Annotated in this window: 11 protein-coding genes; 3 read left to right on the plus strand and 8 right to left on the minus strand. The window is 71.8% G+C overall.

Going from position 1 to position 14997, the window contains the following annotated elements; genetic code table 11:
- Nucleotides 1-23: 23 nt before the first annotated feature.
- From AW273_RS15575 to AW273_RS15610, 8 genes are all read right to left on the minus strand, one after another.
- Entirely contained in the window at nt 24-977 is a 954-nt protein-coding gene (locus AW273_RS15575) for an ABC transporter permease (RefSeq protein WP_062349036.1), read from the minus strand.
- A gap of 3 nt (nt 978-980) precedes the next feature.
- Nucleotides 981-1901 (minus strand): ABC transporter permease, encoded by a 921-nt coding sequence (locus AW273_RS15580; RefSeq protein ID WP_062349037.1) that lies wholly within the window; start codon nt 1899-1901, stop codon nt 981-983.
- 288 nt (nt 1902-2189) lie between these two features.
- Entirely contained in the window at nt 2190-3152 is a 963-nt protein-coding gene (locus tag AW273_RS15585; protein WP_062349038.1) for an ABC transporter ATP-binding protein, read from the minus strand.
- Nucleotides 3149-4078 carry an ABC transporter ATP-binding protein gene (locus AW273_RS15590; RefSeq protein WP_062349039.1) on the minus strand — a complete coding sequence of 310 codons (930 nt, stop codon included), beginning with the start codon at nt 4076-4078 and terminating at the stop codon, nt 3149-3151. The genes AW273_RS15585 and AW273_RS15590 overlap by 4 nt, the downstream gene beginning before the upstream one ends.
- Complete coding sequence (locus tag AW273_RS15595; protein ID WP_062349040.1) at nt 4075-5820, minus strand: ABC transporter substrate-binding protein; 1746 nt, start codon at nt 5818-5820, stop codon at nt 4075-4077. Before AW273_RS15595 ends, AW273_RS15590 begins: the two co-directional genes overlap by 4 nt.
- A gap of 59 nt (nt 5821-5879) precedes the next feature.
- The gene (locus AW273_RS15600) at nt 5880-8063 is read right to left on the minus strand and encodes an AAA family ATPase (protein WP_439648634.1); all 2184 of its coding nucleotides are present in this window, start codon (nt 8061-8063) and stop codon (nt 5880-5882) included.
- Nucleotides 8064-8284: 221 nt separating this feature from the next.
- Nucleotides 8285-10282, minus strand: a complete 1998-nt coding sequence (locus AW273_RS39095) for a CHAT domain-containing protein (protein WP_062349042.1) — start codon at nt 10280-10282, stop codon at nt 8285-8287.
- Between the two features lie 60 nt (nt 10283-10342).
- The gene (locus AW273_RS15610) at nt 10343-11353 is read right to left on the minus strand and encodes an alpha/beta hydrolase (RefSeq protein WP_232327442.1); all 1011 of its coding nucleotides are present in this window, start codon (nt 11351-11353) and stop codon (nt 10343-10345) included.
- Nucleotides 11354-11474: 121 nt separating this feature from the next.
- Here AW273_RS15610 and AW273_RS15615 point away from each other — a divergent pair, with 121 nt between their 5' ends.
- The 3 genes from AW273_RS15615 to AW273_RS15625 all read left to right on the plus strand — a co-directional run bounded on the left by AW273_RS15615 (nt 11475) and on the right by AW273_RS15625 (nt 14852).
- Nucleotides 11475-13010: an MFS transporter gene (locus tag AW273_RS15615; protein ID WP_062349043.1), complete on the plus strand. Its 1536-nt coding sequence runs from the start codon at nt 11475-11477 to the stop codon at nt 13008-13010.
- 67 nt (nt 13011-13077) lie between these two features.
- The gene (locus AW273_RS15620) at nt 13078-13794 is read left to right on the plus strand and encodes a DoxX family protein (protein WP_062349044.1); all 717 of its coding nucleotides are present in this window, start codon (nt 13078-13080) and stop codon (nt 13792-13794) included.
- A gap of 116 nt (nt 13795-13910) precedes the next feature.
- Complete coding sequence (locus AW273_RS15625; RefSeq protein ID WP_062349045.1) at nt 13911-14852, plus strand: isopenicillin N synthase family dioxygenase; 942 nt, start codon at nt 13911-13913, stop codon at nt 14850-14852.
- The last annotated feature ends 145 nt before the right edge of the window (nt 14853-14997 follow it).

Genomic DNA, 14997 nt, shown 5'->3' on the forward strand with positions numbered 1-14997 from the left:
AGTAGTGGCAGAGCGTGATCAAATCAGGCGAGCCGAACGCGTGGATCGAGGAACGAGTACGCCACGTCCACGAGAATGTTGGCGATCACGATGAACGCGGCGGCCAGGATGGCCGCGCCGATGATGACGGGCAGGTCGCCGTCGCGCACCGACCGGATCATGAGCTGCCCGATCCCCTGGAGACCGAAGACCGACTCGGTGACGACGACGCCGCCGAGGAGGGTCCCGACGTCCACGCCGAACTGGGTGATCACCGGCGTCAGCGCGGCCCGCAGGCCGTGCCGGTAGGTGACCGACCGCTCGGGCACGCCCTTGGCCCGCGCCGTACGGATGAAGTCCTCGCCCAGCGTGTCGAGCATCGACCCCCGGGTCAGCCGCACGTAGACCGCCGCCTGGACCACGGCCAGGCAGACCCACGGCATGACCATCGTCGACAGGAACGCCCCGACGTCGATGAACGGCGAGATGTAGGGTCCGGGTTGCAGCCCCGACCCCGGGAACACCGACAGGGCCAGATAGATCATCAGGATGCCGAGCACGAAGGTCGGCAACGAGATCCCGGCCAGGACGAGCACGGTGAGCGTGCGGTCGCGCAGGCTGCGCGGCTTGGTCGCCGAGATCACCCCGCCGCCCACTCCCATGATCATCCACAGCACGGCCGCCCCGAAGACCAGCCACAACGTGCCGGGGAGGCTCTGGAGGATGAGCGTGGAGACGGGCGTCCGGCTGATGAACGAGGTGCCGAGGTCACCGCGCAGCAGGCCGCCGAGGAAGCCGACGTACTGGGTGAACAGCGGCCGGTCGAGCCCGAGTGTGTCCTTGATCTGCTCGACGACCTCGATGGGCGCGCGGGGCCCGGCCAGCCGCCGCGCCACGCTGTCGGCCGGGCCGGCGAAGAACAGCAGGAACACCGTGGTGGCGACCAGCCACAACACGACGATCCCGAAGACGATCCGCCGGATGAGAAAGCGCCACACAGGTCACCTCCTGGGGTCGAGCGCGTCGCGGATGCCGTCCCCGAGGAGGTTGAACGCGAGCGTGGTGAGCAGCAGCAGCACGGCCGGGAAGATCAGCAACCCGGGGGCCACCCGGTAGAAGTCGGTCGAGTCGGCCAGGATCGCGCCCCAGCTCGGGGTGCGGGGGTCGACCCCGAGCCCCAGGAAGCTGAGCGTGGCCTCGAAGACGATCGAGGTCGGGATGAGCAGCGAGGCGAGCACGGTGACCGGCGCGACCAGGTTCGGCAGCACGTCGATGACCATGATCCGCAGCGGCGAGGCGCCGAGCGACCTGACGGCCTCGGTGAACTCCCGCTCCCGGAACCCGATCGTCTGCCCCCGCACCACCCGCGCCATCGCCGCGAACGAGAAGAACGCGATGACGAAGATCGTCAGCGGCACCGACGCCCCCACCGCGGCGACCAGCACGATCGCGACCAGCAGATAGGGAAAACTCAGCACCACGTCGAGCACCCGCGCGAGCACCCCGTCGACCCACCCGCCGTAGAACCCGGCGAGCAGCCCGACGACCACCCCGAACACCGTGGCCAGCACGGTGGCGCTCAGGCCCACGAGCAGCGAGATCCGCGCCCCGTAGGCGAGCCGGACGAACAGGTCCCGCCCGAGGCTGTCGGCCCCGAGCCAGAACTCCGCGCCCGGCCCGACGGGGAGCCCTTCGGGCGTCAGCGCGGTCGACGGATACTGCGTCAGCGGGTCGTGCCCGGTGATCAGCGCGAACAGCGGCGCGAAGATCGCCAGCAGCGCCACCAGCACGATCACGACCATGGACACGACCGCGGCCCTGTCCCGGCGCAGCCGCTCCCAGGCCAGCCGCCACGGCCCCTTGCCGTGCACGACCTCGACGTGCACGGGCTCCGCCTCGAAGGCGGCATCGGTGAGGCTCACCCGGCCCTCCCCTCAACCTTCGGCCGGGCCGGCCGCCCGGATGGACCCGCGCCGCTGCCGCCACGCGAGACCGCCCACCCACCCGGGGCCGCTCCAGCATTCCCCGCCCGGCCGACAGGCGCGGTGCGGGCAACTGCGTGTTGTGGACAACCGTGGCGGCTCATCGGCCCGCCTCCCGGATCTGCGGACGTTCACGACCGGAGACCGCCCACCCACCCGGGGCCGCTCCAGCGTCGCCCGCGCGGCCGACATACCTGGCGACCGCACGCTGTGGAAAACCGTCGCGGCTCATCGGCCCGGCTCCCGGTTCTGCAGGCGTTCGCCCGGTTCCATCGGGAAGTGGCAGGCCCACTTGTGGCCGTCTCCCAGCAGCAGCGGCTCCTCCACGGTGCATCTCTCCTGGGCCTTCGGGCAGCGGGGATGGAAGCGGCAGGCCGGCGGCGGGGAGATCGGCGAAGGCACGTCGCCGCGCAGGACCACCCGGTCCCTCGGCCGGTCGGGGTCGGCGACCGAGGCGGCCGACAGCAGGGCCGCCGTGTAGGGGTGCCGGGGGCGCTCGTAGAGCTCCTCGCCGGGGGCGATCTCAACGATCTTGCCGAGGTACATGACGGCCACGCGGTCGCTCACGTACCGGACGACGGACAGGTCGTGGGCGATGAAGACGTAGGTCAGGCCGAGTTCGGTCTGCAGGTCCTTGAGCAGGTTCACGACCTGGGCCTGGATGGAGACGTCCAGGGCCGAGACGGGCTCGTCGCAGACGACCAGGCGCGGGTTGAGGGCCAGCGCCCGCGCGATGCCCACGCGCTGCCGCTGGCCGCCGGAGAACTCGGCCGGGAAACGGTTGTAGTGCTCGGGGTTGAGGCCCACGAGCGCCATCAGCTCCCTGACCCGTTCGCGCCTGGACGCGGGGGTGCCCTCGCGGTGGATGACCAGCGGGTCGGCGATGATCGACCCGATCCGGCGGCGGGGGTTCAGCGAGCCGTAGGGGTCCTGGAAGACCATCTGCACGTCACGCCGCATGTCGCCGTCGAAGGTGATGGTGCCGGAGGTCACCTCGTACAGGCCGGTGATGCAGCGCGCCAGCGTCGACTTGCCGCAGCCCGACTCCCCCACCACGCCGAGCGTCTCGCCGGCCTCCACCGACAGGCTCACGCCGTCGACTGCGTGCACCCGGCCGACCTCGCGCCGGAAGAAGATCCCCGACTTGATCGGAAAGTACTTCCGCACGTCGGAGACGTCGAGGAGGCTCATCGGCCCTCCTCAAGCCAGCAGGCGTCGGGGTGGTCTTCGGGGCCGAGCATCGGCGGCTCCTCGATCGGGCAGCGTGGGATGCGGACCGGGCAGCGGGGGTGGAAGGGGCAGCCGGTCGGCGGGCTGAGCAGGCTCGGGGGGCGGCCCTCGATGGGCTTCAGGCGTTCCTTGCCCTGGGGCAGCGAGTTGAGCAGGCCTCTGGTGTACGGGTGGCGCGGGTCGCGGAACAACGCCCGGCGGCCGGCCTTCTCGACGAGCTTGCCGGCGTACATGACCATGACCTCGTCGGCCATGTCGGCGATGACGCCCAGGTCGTGGGTGATGACGATCAGCGCGCAGCCCAGCCGCCCGAGGAGTTCGAGGATCTGCGCGCGGACCGTCGCGTCCAGGGCCGTGGTCGGCTCGTCGGCGATGATCAGCTCGGGGTCGAGGGCCATCGCCATGGCGATCATCACCCGCTGGCGCATGCCGCCGGAGAACTGGTGCGGGTAGTCGCGGGCCCGCGCGCCGGGGATGCCGACCTGTTCGAGCCGCTCCCGGGCCACCGACCAGGCCCGCTCCTTGCTGACGCGGCGGTGGACCAGGACCGCCTCGGCGATCTGCCGGCCGACCGGGTACATCGGGTGCAGGCTCGACAGCGGGTCCTGGAAGACCATCCCGATCCGGGCGCCGCGGATGCGCCGCAGCCGCTCGGCCGGCATGCCGATCAACTGCTCGCCGTCGAACAGGGCCGAGCCCTCGACGCGCGCCCCGGGGACCAGCCCCAGGAGGGCCTGGACGCTGACGCTCTTGCCCGAGCCCGACTCGCCGACGACCCCGAGCGTCTGCCCGGCCTGGACCTCGAACGACACGCCGCGCACCGCCCGCAGGTCGCCGTCGGGGGTGGTGAACGTCACGCGCAGGTCCGAGACCTCCAGAAGGCTCATGAGGCCAGCCAGAGCTGGGTGTAGTCGAACTGCTGGGTGAGGGGCGTGTAGAGGGCGTTGCGCACCCGCGCCGAATGGAAGATCGGCACGTTCTGCGAGGTCAGCGGCACGATCGGCGCGTCGGCCATGATGCGGGCGTTGGTCTGCCGCCACAGGCCCTCGGCCTCGCCGACGCCGGGGGCGGTCAGCGCCCGCGAGATGAGGTCGTTGACGGCGGGATCGTTGTAGGCGCCGTAGTTGGTCGAGCCCTCGGTGTAGTTCCGGCCGTCGAACAGGGGCACCACGATCGAGCGGGCGTTGTTGCCGTACCAGTCGGGGATCCAGCCGGGCGCGCCGATGTCCCATTTGCCCTCGCGGCTCTTCTGGACGCTCGACAGGTAGCGGCCGTAGAAGTCGTCGGGGGCCGTCGGGATGAGCTGGGTGGTGATGCCGCACTTGGTCAGGTCGCCGGCGATCGACTGGGCGACCTTCGGGTGGTTGCCGTTGGTGCGGTAGGGGAACTGCAGGTTCAGGTCGGCGACCCCGGCCTCGGCCAGCAGCGCCTTGCACTTGTTCACGTCGCCGCGGCCACCTGGGGTGGCGTAGGGGCGGACCGCGCTGTCGTACCCGATGGAACCCGGCGGGATCGCCCCGTCGAGCACGGTGTTGATCTTCTGGCCGCCGTAGATCTGGGCGATGGCCGCCTTGTTGACGACGTAGTTGATCGCCTGCCGGACCTTCACGTTGGCCAGGGCGCGGTTGTTGTTGGGGCTCTGCATGTTGAACGCCAGGAACGGGTTCAGGGTCGAGCCCTCGTAGACCTTGTAGTCCGGGTTGCCGGTCAGGCGCGGGATGGCCGAGGTGGGCACCGGCTGGTCCCACGACAGGTCGGCGACGCCCGCCTCCAACTGCTGCTGGACGACGTCGGGGCTGTCCTGGCCCAGGGTGACGAGGATGCGGTCGACCCAGCGGTGCCGGACCGGATCACTCGACTGCTTCCACACGGGATTGTGCTCCAGCATGATCTGCCGGCCCGCGAAATAGGTCGTGATCTGGTAGGGGCCGGCGGAAATGGTGTTCTGCCGGAAGTCCGGCCCGTCGGGCACGTATTTCTCGTATTCGACCGGCGCGGCCGAGGCGAAACCGAGCGCCATGATGTTGAGGAAGTCGCTGGCGGGCGCGGTGAGCTGGATCTTCAGCGTGGTCGGGTTCACCGCCTGCACGCCCTTGATGCGGGTGGAATTCATGAACTTCGCCATTCCCGCGGCCGTCTTCGGCTGCTTCTGGAAGGCGGTGAAGAATTCCTGGAAACCCTCGATGGTCTGCGTGTAATAGGAGATGCCGCCCGACGGCTGCACGGGGTTGGCCAGCCGCTTCAGCCCCCGCTCGAAGTCTGCGGCCACGATCGGGCGCGGCGGGCTGGTGTTCCACATGACGTCGGGCCGGAGCGTGAAGGTGTACGTCTTCCCGTCGTCGCTCACCTTCGGCAGCGCGGCGGCGACGTCGGCTACCACCGTCCCGGCGACCGAGATGTCGCTCCCGGCCGGATAGGTGACCAGTTGCCGGGTCCAGGTGCGGCCGAGGTTGTAGGCGACGACCGTGTAGGACGACGACGGGTCGAGGTGGTCGACGTCGCCGGAGCCGACGACCCTGAGCATGCCGCCCCTCTGCGGCCCGCTCCCCGTCGCGGTGGTCTGACCGCCCCCACAGGCCGCGAGAACCATGGCGAGGGCCGGGACCAGCAGACCGGCACGTTTCCTCATGGGACCCCATCATGTGATCACGCCACCGATGGGGCCGCAAAACCCGTGCCAGGTGTCGGTCAGGACAACTCGTCGACCGCCGACCGCACGTCGTCGCCGGTGATGGTGGTCAGCTCGGCCGAGGTCGCGCTGCCCTGCGCGGCCAGCCGGACGTCGCGCCGCATGGCCGCCCGCTCGTAGAGGGACCGGGCGAACCGCCCGTTGCCGAGGCCGTCGATGAGGCGCTCCTGGCAGACGTAGCCGAACACGTCGTTGAGGTCGCGCGTGGCGGCGGCGTCGAACCGGTCTCCGGCGTCGGCGGCGGTCATCTCGGCGATCGCCGAGAGCTCCTCCGGCGAGTAGCTCGGGAACACGACCCGGCTGTTGAACCGGCTGCCCAGCCCGGGGTTGGTGGCCAGCAGCGCGTCCATCTCGCGCTCATAACCCGCCAGGATGATGACGAGCCGGTCGCGGTCGTCCTCGGCCCTCTTCAGAAGGGTCTGTACGGCTTCCGCCCCGAACGCGTCACCACCCGAGTAGCCCGAGTTGATCAGCCCGTAGGCCTCGTCGATGAACAACACCCCGCCGAGGGCCCGGTCGACCAGCTCGTTCGTCTTGATCGCGGTCGCGCCCAGGTGTTGCCCCACGAGATCGGGCCGGGACGCCTCGACCACGTCGGGCCGGGCCAGCAGGCCGAGCGCCGAGAAGATGCGGCCGAGGATGCGGGCCACGCTCGTCTTACCGGTGCCGGGAGGCCCGACGAACACGAAGTGGCGTGTCTGCGACTGCACCGGGAGCCCCTGCTCCTCGCGCATCCGGGCCACCCGTAGCTGCGCGGTGATGGCTCTGACCTGCCGCTTCACCGGTTCGAGCCCGGCCATGCGGTCGAGGTCGGCCAGAGCGTCCTCCAGCGTGGGGGTCGCCTGGTAGCCGCGGAACCGCGCGGTGATCTCGCCGAACGCCTTGGAGACGTCGGAGGCCGTCGTCGTCACCAGGTCTTCGCCCCGGGGCGCTCCCCCGACGCTGATCACCCGCACGTCGCGGGCCTGCGCCGCGGCCTCCACGACGCTGCGCGCGAACCGCGCGTTGCCCAGTTCGTCGACCAGGCCGCGCCGGTGGACGTCGTCGAACAGCCCCAGCAGCACCGGCCGCGCGGCCGGGTCGAGCCGGTCGCCGCGTTTGACCTGGAGCGCCTCGGTGATCTCCAGCAGCTCGGCCGGCTGGTAGCTGGGGAACCGGACGCGGGTGGAGAACCGGCTCGACAGGCCCGGGTTGGAGGCCAGGAACGCGGTCGTCTCCTTCTCGTATCCGGCCAGGATGATGATGAGCCGCTCGCGGTCGTCTTCGGCCCGTTTCAGCAGCGTCTGCACGGCCTCGTGGCCGAACCGGTCGGTCTGCCCGTCGCCGGAGTTGATGAGCGCGTAGGCCTCGTCGATGAACAACACGCCGCCGAGGGCGCGGTCGATGAGCTCGTTGGTCTTGATGGCGGTCGCGCCCAGGAACTCGCCGACCAGGTCGGCCCGCTGCGCCTCGACGACGTAGGGGGTCTCCAGCAGGCCGAAGGCGTAGAAGATCGAGGCGAGGCTGCGGGCGACGCTGGTCTTGCCGGTGCCGGGCGGGCCGACGAAGACGAAGTGGCGCATCGGCGCGTCGGAGGTCAGCCCGGCCTCGCGGCGGAGCCGGGCCGCCTCGATGGAGGCCGCTATCGAACGGACCTGCTCCTTGACGGGTTCGAGGCCGATCATGCCTTCGAGCTGTGCGAGGGCCTGCTCGACCGTTATCTGCGGAGGGCGGGCCTGGTTGTCGCCGTGGGCATGAGGGTGGGGCGGCGTGCCGCCCGCGCGCACCCGCTGCTGGGCGGGCACCTCGGGCGGGGCCTGGCGGGCCTTGGCCTGGCGGGCCAGCACGAACCGCCAGACGAGTACGACGGCGGCGGCGCCGTAGGCGCCGTAGAGCGCGGCCGGGTCGCTGACCAGGCGTAGCAGCATGCCGGTGATCGCGGCCGCGCCCAGCGCGAGGGCGGTCGTCAGCCACGGCGGCACCCAGCGGATCAGGTGGGCGATCCCGGCGACCACGAGGCCGAGCAGCCACAGGGGGAACAGCAGGAAGGTGCCGATCGCCTGGCTGTTGGCCACGACCATGATGAACGGGCAGATCACCGACCAGGCCGCGACCACCAGGAGCGTCGCCGCGCCGCGCGGGAAATGCAGGGCCAGGACCGTGAACGCCAGGATCGTCAACGTGGCGAAAAAGGTATAGAGCATATCCCAGCCGAGTCCGGCGGCCAGTGCCACCGAAGCGACCAGTAACCCGATGAAAACGGCTCTTCGGGCGACCGGAGGAAGAGCGAAATAGCGCTGTCGCGCCTGCTCGAAAGCGTTTCTCGCAGCCACTCGCCCCGTGGGGCGGGCTCGGCCGTCCTCCCGCATCCTGCCTCCCCGGTCCGCCCCCGGTTATACCGCACGGGAAAGACGAATGGGTGGACCTAGCGCGTGCGAGCCTGGTGGCGGCCGGGATATTCCCGGACCAGAACCTCACGTGGGGTGATCCGCAGAACGTCGTTGTCGGCGATCGCCACTCCGCGCACCTCGGCCCAGAAACGGGGGTCGCCGACGAACACCGCCACACGTGGGTCGCGCTCGACGGCCTCCCACGCCTCGTCTCCGGCGATGACCCGCATCTCGCCCGACGGGCTGACCGACGTCACGGCGCTGACCGCGACGGAACGGGGGCCGCCCGGACCGGCGTAGGAGAGGACGACGCTGCGGGAATAGGTGGCGGCGTGGCGCACCTCTTCGGTGAGGCCCGACGAGGGGCCGAGGTCGGCGGGCGGGTGGTCGCGCGGCACGAGCGAGGCGCGGGTCGGCCCCGGGGCCCCGCGCCACCAGGCCGTCGCGGCCCTGATCGCGAACGCGGCGGCGGCCAGGCCGAGCGCGGCCCAGCCGCCCTGCCAGGCCCGCGTCCAGCCGGGGACGGCCCCGGCGGCGACCAGGCAGCCGCCCGCGGCGGCGAGCAGCACGAAGGCGGCGGCCAGCCAGCGGTCACGGCGCAGCACCGGCCCCAGCACCGGCCCCAGCACCGGCCTCGACACCGCCACCGGCCTTACCACCGACCTCGCGCCGTCACCCGGCCCCGCCACCGGCCCCGCACCGTCACCCCGCCCTACCACCGGCCCCGCACCGTCACCCCGCCCTACCACCGGCCCCGCACCGTCACCCCGCCCCGCCACCGGCCCTGCCACCGGTCCCGCGCCGCGGTCCGGCCGGGACCATCGGCCGGCGAGGGCGAACCACAACGGCACAGCGAGTGCGGCGAGCGCCATGCGGGGCCATGGCAGCGCCGCGAGGGTGAGGATCGTCCACCAGGCCCGTCCGGCGATCACCCACAGCGTGACGTCGGTGTCGCGGCAGGCGACCGCGTCGCCGGGCACCTGGGCGAACTCGGCGAGGGCCCGCACCGGGCGGCCCCGCCACGCCTCCACCAGCAGCCGCAGCACGAGAACGGCGGGGGCGTTGAACAACACGAACCCGAGCGCGCCGGCCCACTCTCCCCCGGCGGCCGGGGCGAGGAACGAGCCGGTCAGGGTGATCTCCAGCGCGGGCATCCCGGCCACGCCGATCACGTAGGCGGCCACCGTCATCACCGCGACGGTCACCGAGACGCTCAGCCACAGGTCGCGCCCGAGCATGGCCGGGACCAGCGGCCACACCGTGATCCGGGCGGCCTGCCGCCAGGTGATCACCGGAACCGCCGCCAAAACGGCGTATCCGGCGATTCTGGCCTCCTGATAGAGGTCGAAGCCGAGCCCCGCGACCGAGACGGCCGTCAGGGCGAGGGCCAGGAGCAGCCGGATCCGGCGCGACCAGGTCTCCAGGGCGCGGCGGGCCCGGCCGGTGTCGCGCGGGTCGGCCTCCCAGGCGGGGTCGTGGTGGTCGCGGTGCCGGTCCCAGCGCAGCAGGGTGAGGCCCAGGTTGACGCGGGCCCCCGGCTGGCCGGGGTCGCGGCGCAGCGCCGCGCGGTAGCTCGCGGCCGCGGCGTCGTGCTCTCCCCTGATCAGGGCCAGGTCGCCGGACAGAGCGTGGGGGCCGGGCTCGTCGGGGGCGTAGCGGACCGCGCGGCGGGCCTCCTCCCACGCCTCGCGCCAGCGGGCCGGGAACCGTCGGAGCGCCCCGGCCAGCCGGAGTCGCGCGGCCCAGGAGCCCGGCGCGAGCCGGACGGCCTCCTGGGCCGACGCGACCGCCTCGGAGTCGCGGCCGAGACGTTCCAGAGCGAGGCTCGCCAGGCGATGCCCCCACTCGCCGTGCGGATCACGATCCACCGCCTGACGAGCGGCCTCCAGCGCCTCCTCGGGCCGGTCACGGCGTAGTAGTGCCGCCGCGACCCCACACCAGGCCCGTGGATCGGCGCGGTCGCTCGGGGGCGGCACCTCGGGCCCGGGTTCCCGCCGGGCACGGGAAGGGTGATCCTCGGCGTCGCTCCCCACCCCCGAATGATCTGGTGCCGGGCAGGGCGTGGCTAGGGTCCGGAATACACCTCTATCTCTCTAGAGAGGTCGCCCTGGAGTCAAGCGCGGCGCCAGCCACTTGACCGCCATGACGTAGCGGTGTTCAAGGTTGGCGTGGGTTCCGTCGAAGAGCTCGAAGAACACGTTCGCGGCGGGCACCCCGGCCCTCCGTACCTCCTCGTGGAAGGCGATGGCGCCCATGTCGAGGAAGTATTCGTCGTTTCGCCCGGCGTCGATCCAGACGCTGTGCAGGCTCCGGAGCGCCTCGGCGTGCTTCGGGGCCATGACGACGGGGTCATATTCCAGCCATCTCGACCACACCTCGGGAACCAATCTCCCGAGGTGGTCGAAGGGCATGTCAACCGAGCCGCCGGGGTTGGCGGAGTAGGACGCGGCGTTGCCGTAGAGGATGACGATGTCGCTGCCGGGGCAGCGTCCGCCGGTGGCGTGGAAGCGGTCGAGGAACTTCTCCCACGAGCCGTCGTACTCCTCGCGGAGGATCCGGGCGGCGGGCCCGAACTCCCGGGGGTACAGCACCTCGAACAGGGCGTCGCCCGCGTGGGTGGCCAGGGCGCCGAACAGGCCGGGGCGCAGCATCGGGGTGATCATGGCGCCGTAGCCGCCGCTCGACTTGCCGGTGATCGCGCGGTGCTCGGGCGCGGCCAGGGTGCGGTAGTGCCGGTCGACGTACGGCACCACCTCGTCGCAGAGGTAGGAGTGGTAGGCCCCGTGGCCGTGGGAGTCGACGAACTGGCCGCCGCCGAGGCGGGTCCAGGCGTCGACGTAGACGACGATCGCGGGCGGCGCCTCTCCGTCGGCGAAGACCCGGTCGAGCATCTCGGGCACGGTCCGCCGCCACGGCTGGCGGTTCCCCCACATGACGACCTGGCCCGAGTATCCCTGGATGACGTAGATCGTCGGGTACGCGGTCACGCCGTCGTCGTAGCCGGGCGGGAGGTACACCCACAGGGGGCGTTCGTGGGAGTCGCCGAGAGGGTTGTCGCGCAGGACCTCGCTGACCACGGTGGCTCGATCGACGCGTCCGGACATTTCTGCATTCCAGGGCAGCATGCCCATCACACTATGACGGGACTTATCGGGATATTGGGGCGGAGACCGAGTCTTGGCAACCGCCTGAGTGATCTTCGCTCGATCACCTAAGCTGCGCCTCATGTTCCCGAGGGCCGACCCGAGAGCGGACCGGTGGGCGATCCTCGCGCTGCTGTGCTTCAGTCTGCTCCTGATCGCCGTCGACGCGACCGTGCTGCACATCGCCGTGCCGGCGCTGACGGCCGCGCTCGAACCGACGGGTGTGCAGCTCCTGTGGATCATCGACGTCTACTCGCTCGTCGTCGCGCCGCTGCTGGTCACGTTCGGCACGCTCGGCGACCGCTTCGGGCGGCGGCGGCTGGTGCTGCTCGGTTACGTGGTGTTCGGGATCGCCTCGCTCGCGGCGGCGTTCGCGGCCACGCCCGAGGCGCTGATCGTGGCGCGGGCGTTCCTCGGCGTCGGCGGGGCGATGATCATGCCCGCGACGCTCTCGATCATCCGGCAGGTCTTCACCGACCGGCGCGAACGGGCCGTCGCGCTGGGGATCTGGAGCGCGGTGGCGGCCGGGGGCGCGGCCGTCGGTCCGGTGGTCGGCGGGGTGCTCGTCGAGCACTTCTGGTGGGGCGCGGTGTTCCTGGTCAACGTGCCGCTGCTGCTGGTCGCCCTGCCGCTGGCCGCCCGGCTGATCCCCGACGTCAGCCACCGCCACGGCCACTCGTGGGACTGGCCGAGCGCGTTGTCGTCGGTCGTCGGCGTGCTGGCCGTCGCCTTCGGGCTCAAGGAGGCCGGCTACGGGCACACCGTGGGCCGGGGCGCGGCCGTGCTGATCCTGCTGGGCGGGGTGGCGGTGCTGGCCTGGTTCGTGGCCCGCCAGCGCGCGCTGGCCGCGCCGCTGCTCGACCTCGGGCTGTTCGCCAACCGGGGGTTCGCGACCGGGGTGGCGTGCGTGTTGTTCGCGGTGTTCGCGCTCGTGGGGCTGGAGCTGCTGCTCGCGCAGTATCTCCAGCTCGTCCTGGGGTTGCGGCCGCTCGACGCCGCGCTGCGCATGCTGCCGCTGATGGTCGCGGCGATCTGCGGCGGGCTGGCGGCGGCCCACGTGCTGCGGCGGATCGGGCTGCGGGCCACGATGAGCGGCGGCCTGGCGCTGACCGCGCTGTCGCTCACGCCCACGCTCGGCTGGGGTGTCGAAGACCACCCGGTCACGCTGACGCTCTGCTTCGTCGGCATCGGGTTCGGCATCGAGGTCGCCCTGCTGGCGGCCTCCGACGCCATCATGTCGGCCGCGCCCGAGTCGCGCGCCGGCGGCGCCGCCGCGATCGAGGAGACCGCCTACGAGCTCGGCGCGGGCCTCGGCATCGCCGTCCTGGGCACGGTCACCACCATCGTGTACGCGCCCCGGCTCGCCGCCGTCGCCGGAGTGCCCGAAGGGCTGCTCGCGCAGGCCAGGGGGTCGCTCGCGGCGGCCGCCCACGTGGCCGGGGAGGCGGGCGGCGCGGCCGGAGCGGCCCTGCTCCACGTGGCCCGCTCGGCGTTCGTGTCGGGGCTGCACGCCGCCGTCGGGGTGAGCGTCGTGTTGCTGCTGGCCAACGCGTTCGTGGTGGCGGTGCTGGTGCCGGCACGTGAACGGCGGAGTGAAGAGGAACGTCTCTCTGTCTGACATATGAGGGTTGGTTATGGGGCAATTGCCTCGTAAAGCCATCCCATAACCCCCCAGAATGAGTCCCGTGAAGAAAACCTTCATCGACCTCGCCACGCTCGCGGCCCGCATAGGCGTCGGCGGGATCTTCTTCGCCAACGGCTGGGCCAAGCTGCGGGCCGGCCTGGACGCCACCGAGACACAGTTCCTCCAGCTCGACGCGCCGATCCCGTCGTTCTGGGCGGCCGCCACCATGCTCATCGAGCTGCTGGGCGGCACTCTGCTCATCGCCGGGCTGGCCGTGCCGGTCGTCGGCGTGCTGCTGTTCGCCGAGGCGCTCGCGGTGTTCATCCTGGCGGCCGGCGACACCGGCCTGCCCCTGACGGGCGGCAGCGTGCAGCTCGTCGTGGCGCTGGGCGCCGCCTCGGTGCTGCTGTCGGTGAACGGCGGCGGACGGCTCTCGGTCGACCACATGGTGATCATCAAGCGCCGCGACGCCGAGGCGGCCGACGAGATCGCGGCCGACATGGAGGCCGACACCGTCATCAACGCCCTCCGCGAACCGAAGCCCGATGCGCCCGCGCAGTCGAAGCCGTCGCCGGATTCGGAGCGGACCGACGCGCACAAGGGCCCGGTCACCTTCCCCAACCAGCCCGACGAGCCGACCGCGCCGCATCCCAAGCCGAAGCCCGCGCCGCGCAAGCCCCGCCGCGACACCACGACCGAGAACCGCAGCGAGCCGGCCGCGGGCGGCGAACCGGGCGACACGCTGGTCGCGGGCCGCCGGAGCGGCAAGCCCGAATAGGCTTCGGGTCACCCGGTCGTCGCGGCGCGAGGCGGGCGCGACCGGCCGGCGCCGGGTGCGGCCGGTTCGGAGGCGGCGGGCGGTGCCGGGGTGGGCGGAGCCGTAACGGAGAAAAGATGACGACGCTTCCGGTGATCGACGTGCGCCCGCTGCTCGACGGCGGGCCCGCTGATCGCACGGCCGCCGAGATCGAGGCGGCCTGTGTCGACAGCGGCTTCTTCTACGTCTCCGGGCACGGCGTGCCCGCCGGGCTGATCGGCGCGCTCGACGACTGCGCGCGGCGGTTCTTCGCGCTGCCCGAGGAGACCAAGCTCAAGATCGCCATGTCGCGCGGCGGCCGGGCCTGGCGGGGGTTCTTCCCGGTCGGCGGTGAGCTGACCTCGGGCCGGCCCGACCTCAAGGAGGGCCTCTACTTCGGCGCCGAGCGGGAGCCCGACGGGCGTCCGCTGCACGGGCGCAACCTGTTCCCCGAGGAGGTCCCCGAGATGCGCGGCGTCGTGCTGTGTTATCTCGCCGAGGTCGAACGGGTGGCGCAGGCGGTGCTGGGCGGCGTGGCCCTCAGCCTCGGGCTGCCCCGCGAACACTTCTCGGCCGGGTCGACGGCCGATCCGACCGTGTTGTTCCGGATATTCCACTATCCGCCCGGCGTCGACGACTCCTGGGGCGTCGGCGAGCACACCGACTACGGGCTGCTCACGCTGCTGCTGCAGGACGCCAACGCCGGGTTGCAGGTGCGCACGTCGACGGGCTGGGTGGACGCGCCGCCGATCCCCGGCACGTTCGTGTGCAACATCGGCGACATGCTCGACCGGCTGACCGGCGGGCACTACCGCTCGACGCCGCACCGGGTGTTCAACGCGACCGGCCGCGACCGGTTGTCGTTCCCGTTCTTCTTCGACCCCGGCTGGGACGACGAGCTGCCGCCGCTGCCGCCCACCACCAAGGGCTTCCGGCGGTGGGACGGGCAGGACCTGCGGGCGTTCACCGGCACCTACGGCGACTACCTCCTGGGGAAGGTGTCCAAGGTGTTCCCCGAACTGCGCGACGAGGTCATCTGAACCTTTCACCGGGCCGAAACGGGCCGCAACCGGCCGGGCTCCGGCGGCGTCGCTGCCCACCCGCCCTCTCGCCTCCGCGGATTACGGGCCCGCCGGAACCGGCCGCCGTTGACCTCGGCGGGCGGAAGATGCTGCATTCGCGGTG

The sequence above is a fragment of the Herbidospora yilanensis genome, from assembly GCF_001570565.1.
Lineage (GTDB): Bacteria > Actinomycetota > Actinomycetes > Streptosporangiales > Streptosporangiaceae > Herbidospora > Herbidospora yilanensis.

Coding starts and splice junctions, on each gene's coding strand:
- AW273_RS15585 (WP_062349038.1), bottom strand. CDS start 3,152: ATGAGCCTCCTCGACGTCTCCGACGTGCGGAAGTACTTTCCGATCAAG.
- AW273_RS15590 (WP_062349039.1), bottom strand. CDS start 4,078: ATGAGCCTTCTGGAGGTCTCGGACCTGCGCGTGACGTTCACCACCCCC.
- AW273_RS15595 (WP_062349040.1), bottom strand. CDS start 5,820: ATGAGGAAACGTGCCGGTCTGCTGGTCCCGGCCCTCGCCATGGTTCTC.
- AW273_RS15600 (WP_439648634.1), bottom strand. CDS start 8,063: ATGCTCTATACCTTTTTCGCCACGTTGACGATCCTGGCGTTCACGGTC.
- AW273_RS15610 (WP_232327442.1), bottom strand. CDS start 11,353: ATGTCCGGACGCGTCGATCGAGCCACCGTGGTCAGCGAGGTCCTGCGC.
- AW273_RS15615 (WP_062349043.1), top strand. CDS start 11,475: ATGTTCCCGAGGGCCGACCCGAGAGCGGACCGGTGGGCGATCCTCGCG.
- AW273_RS15625 (WP_062349045.1), top strand. CDS start 13,911: ATGACGACGCTTCCGGTGATCGACGTGCGCCCGCTGCTCGACGGCGGG.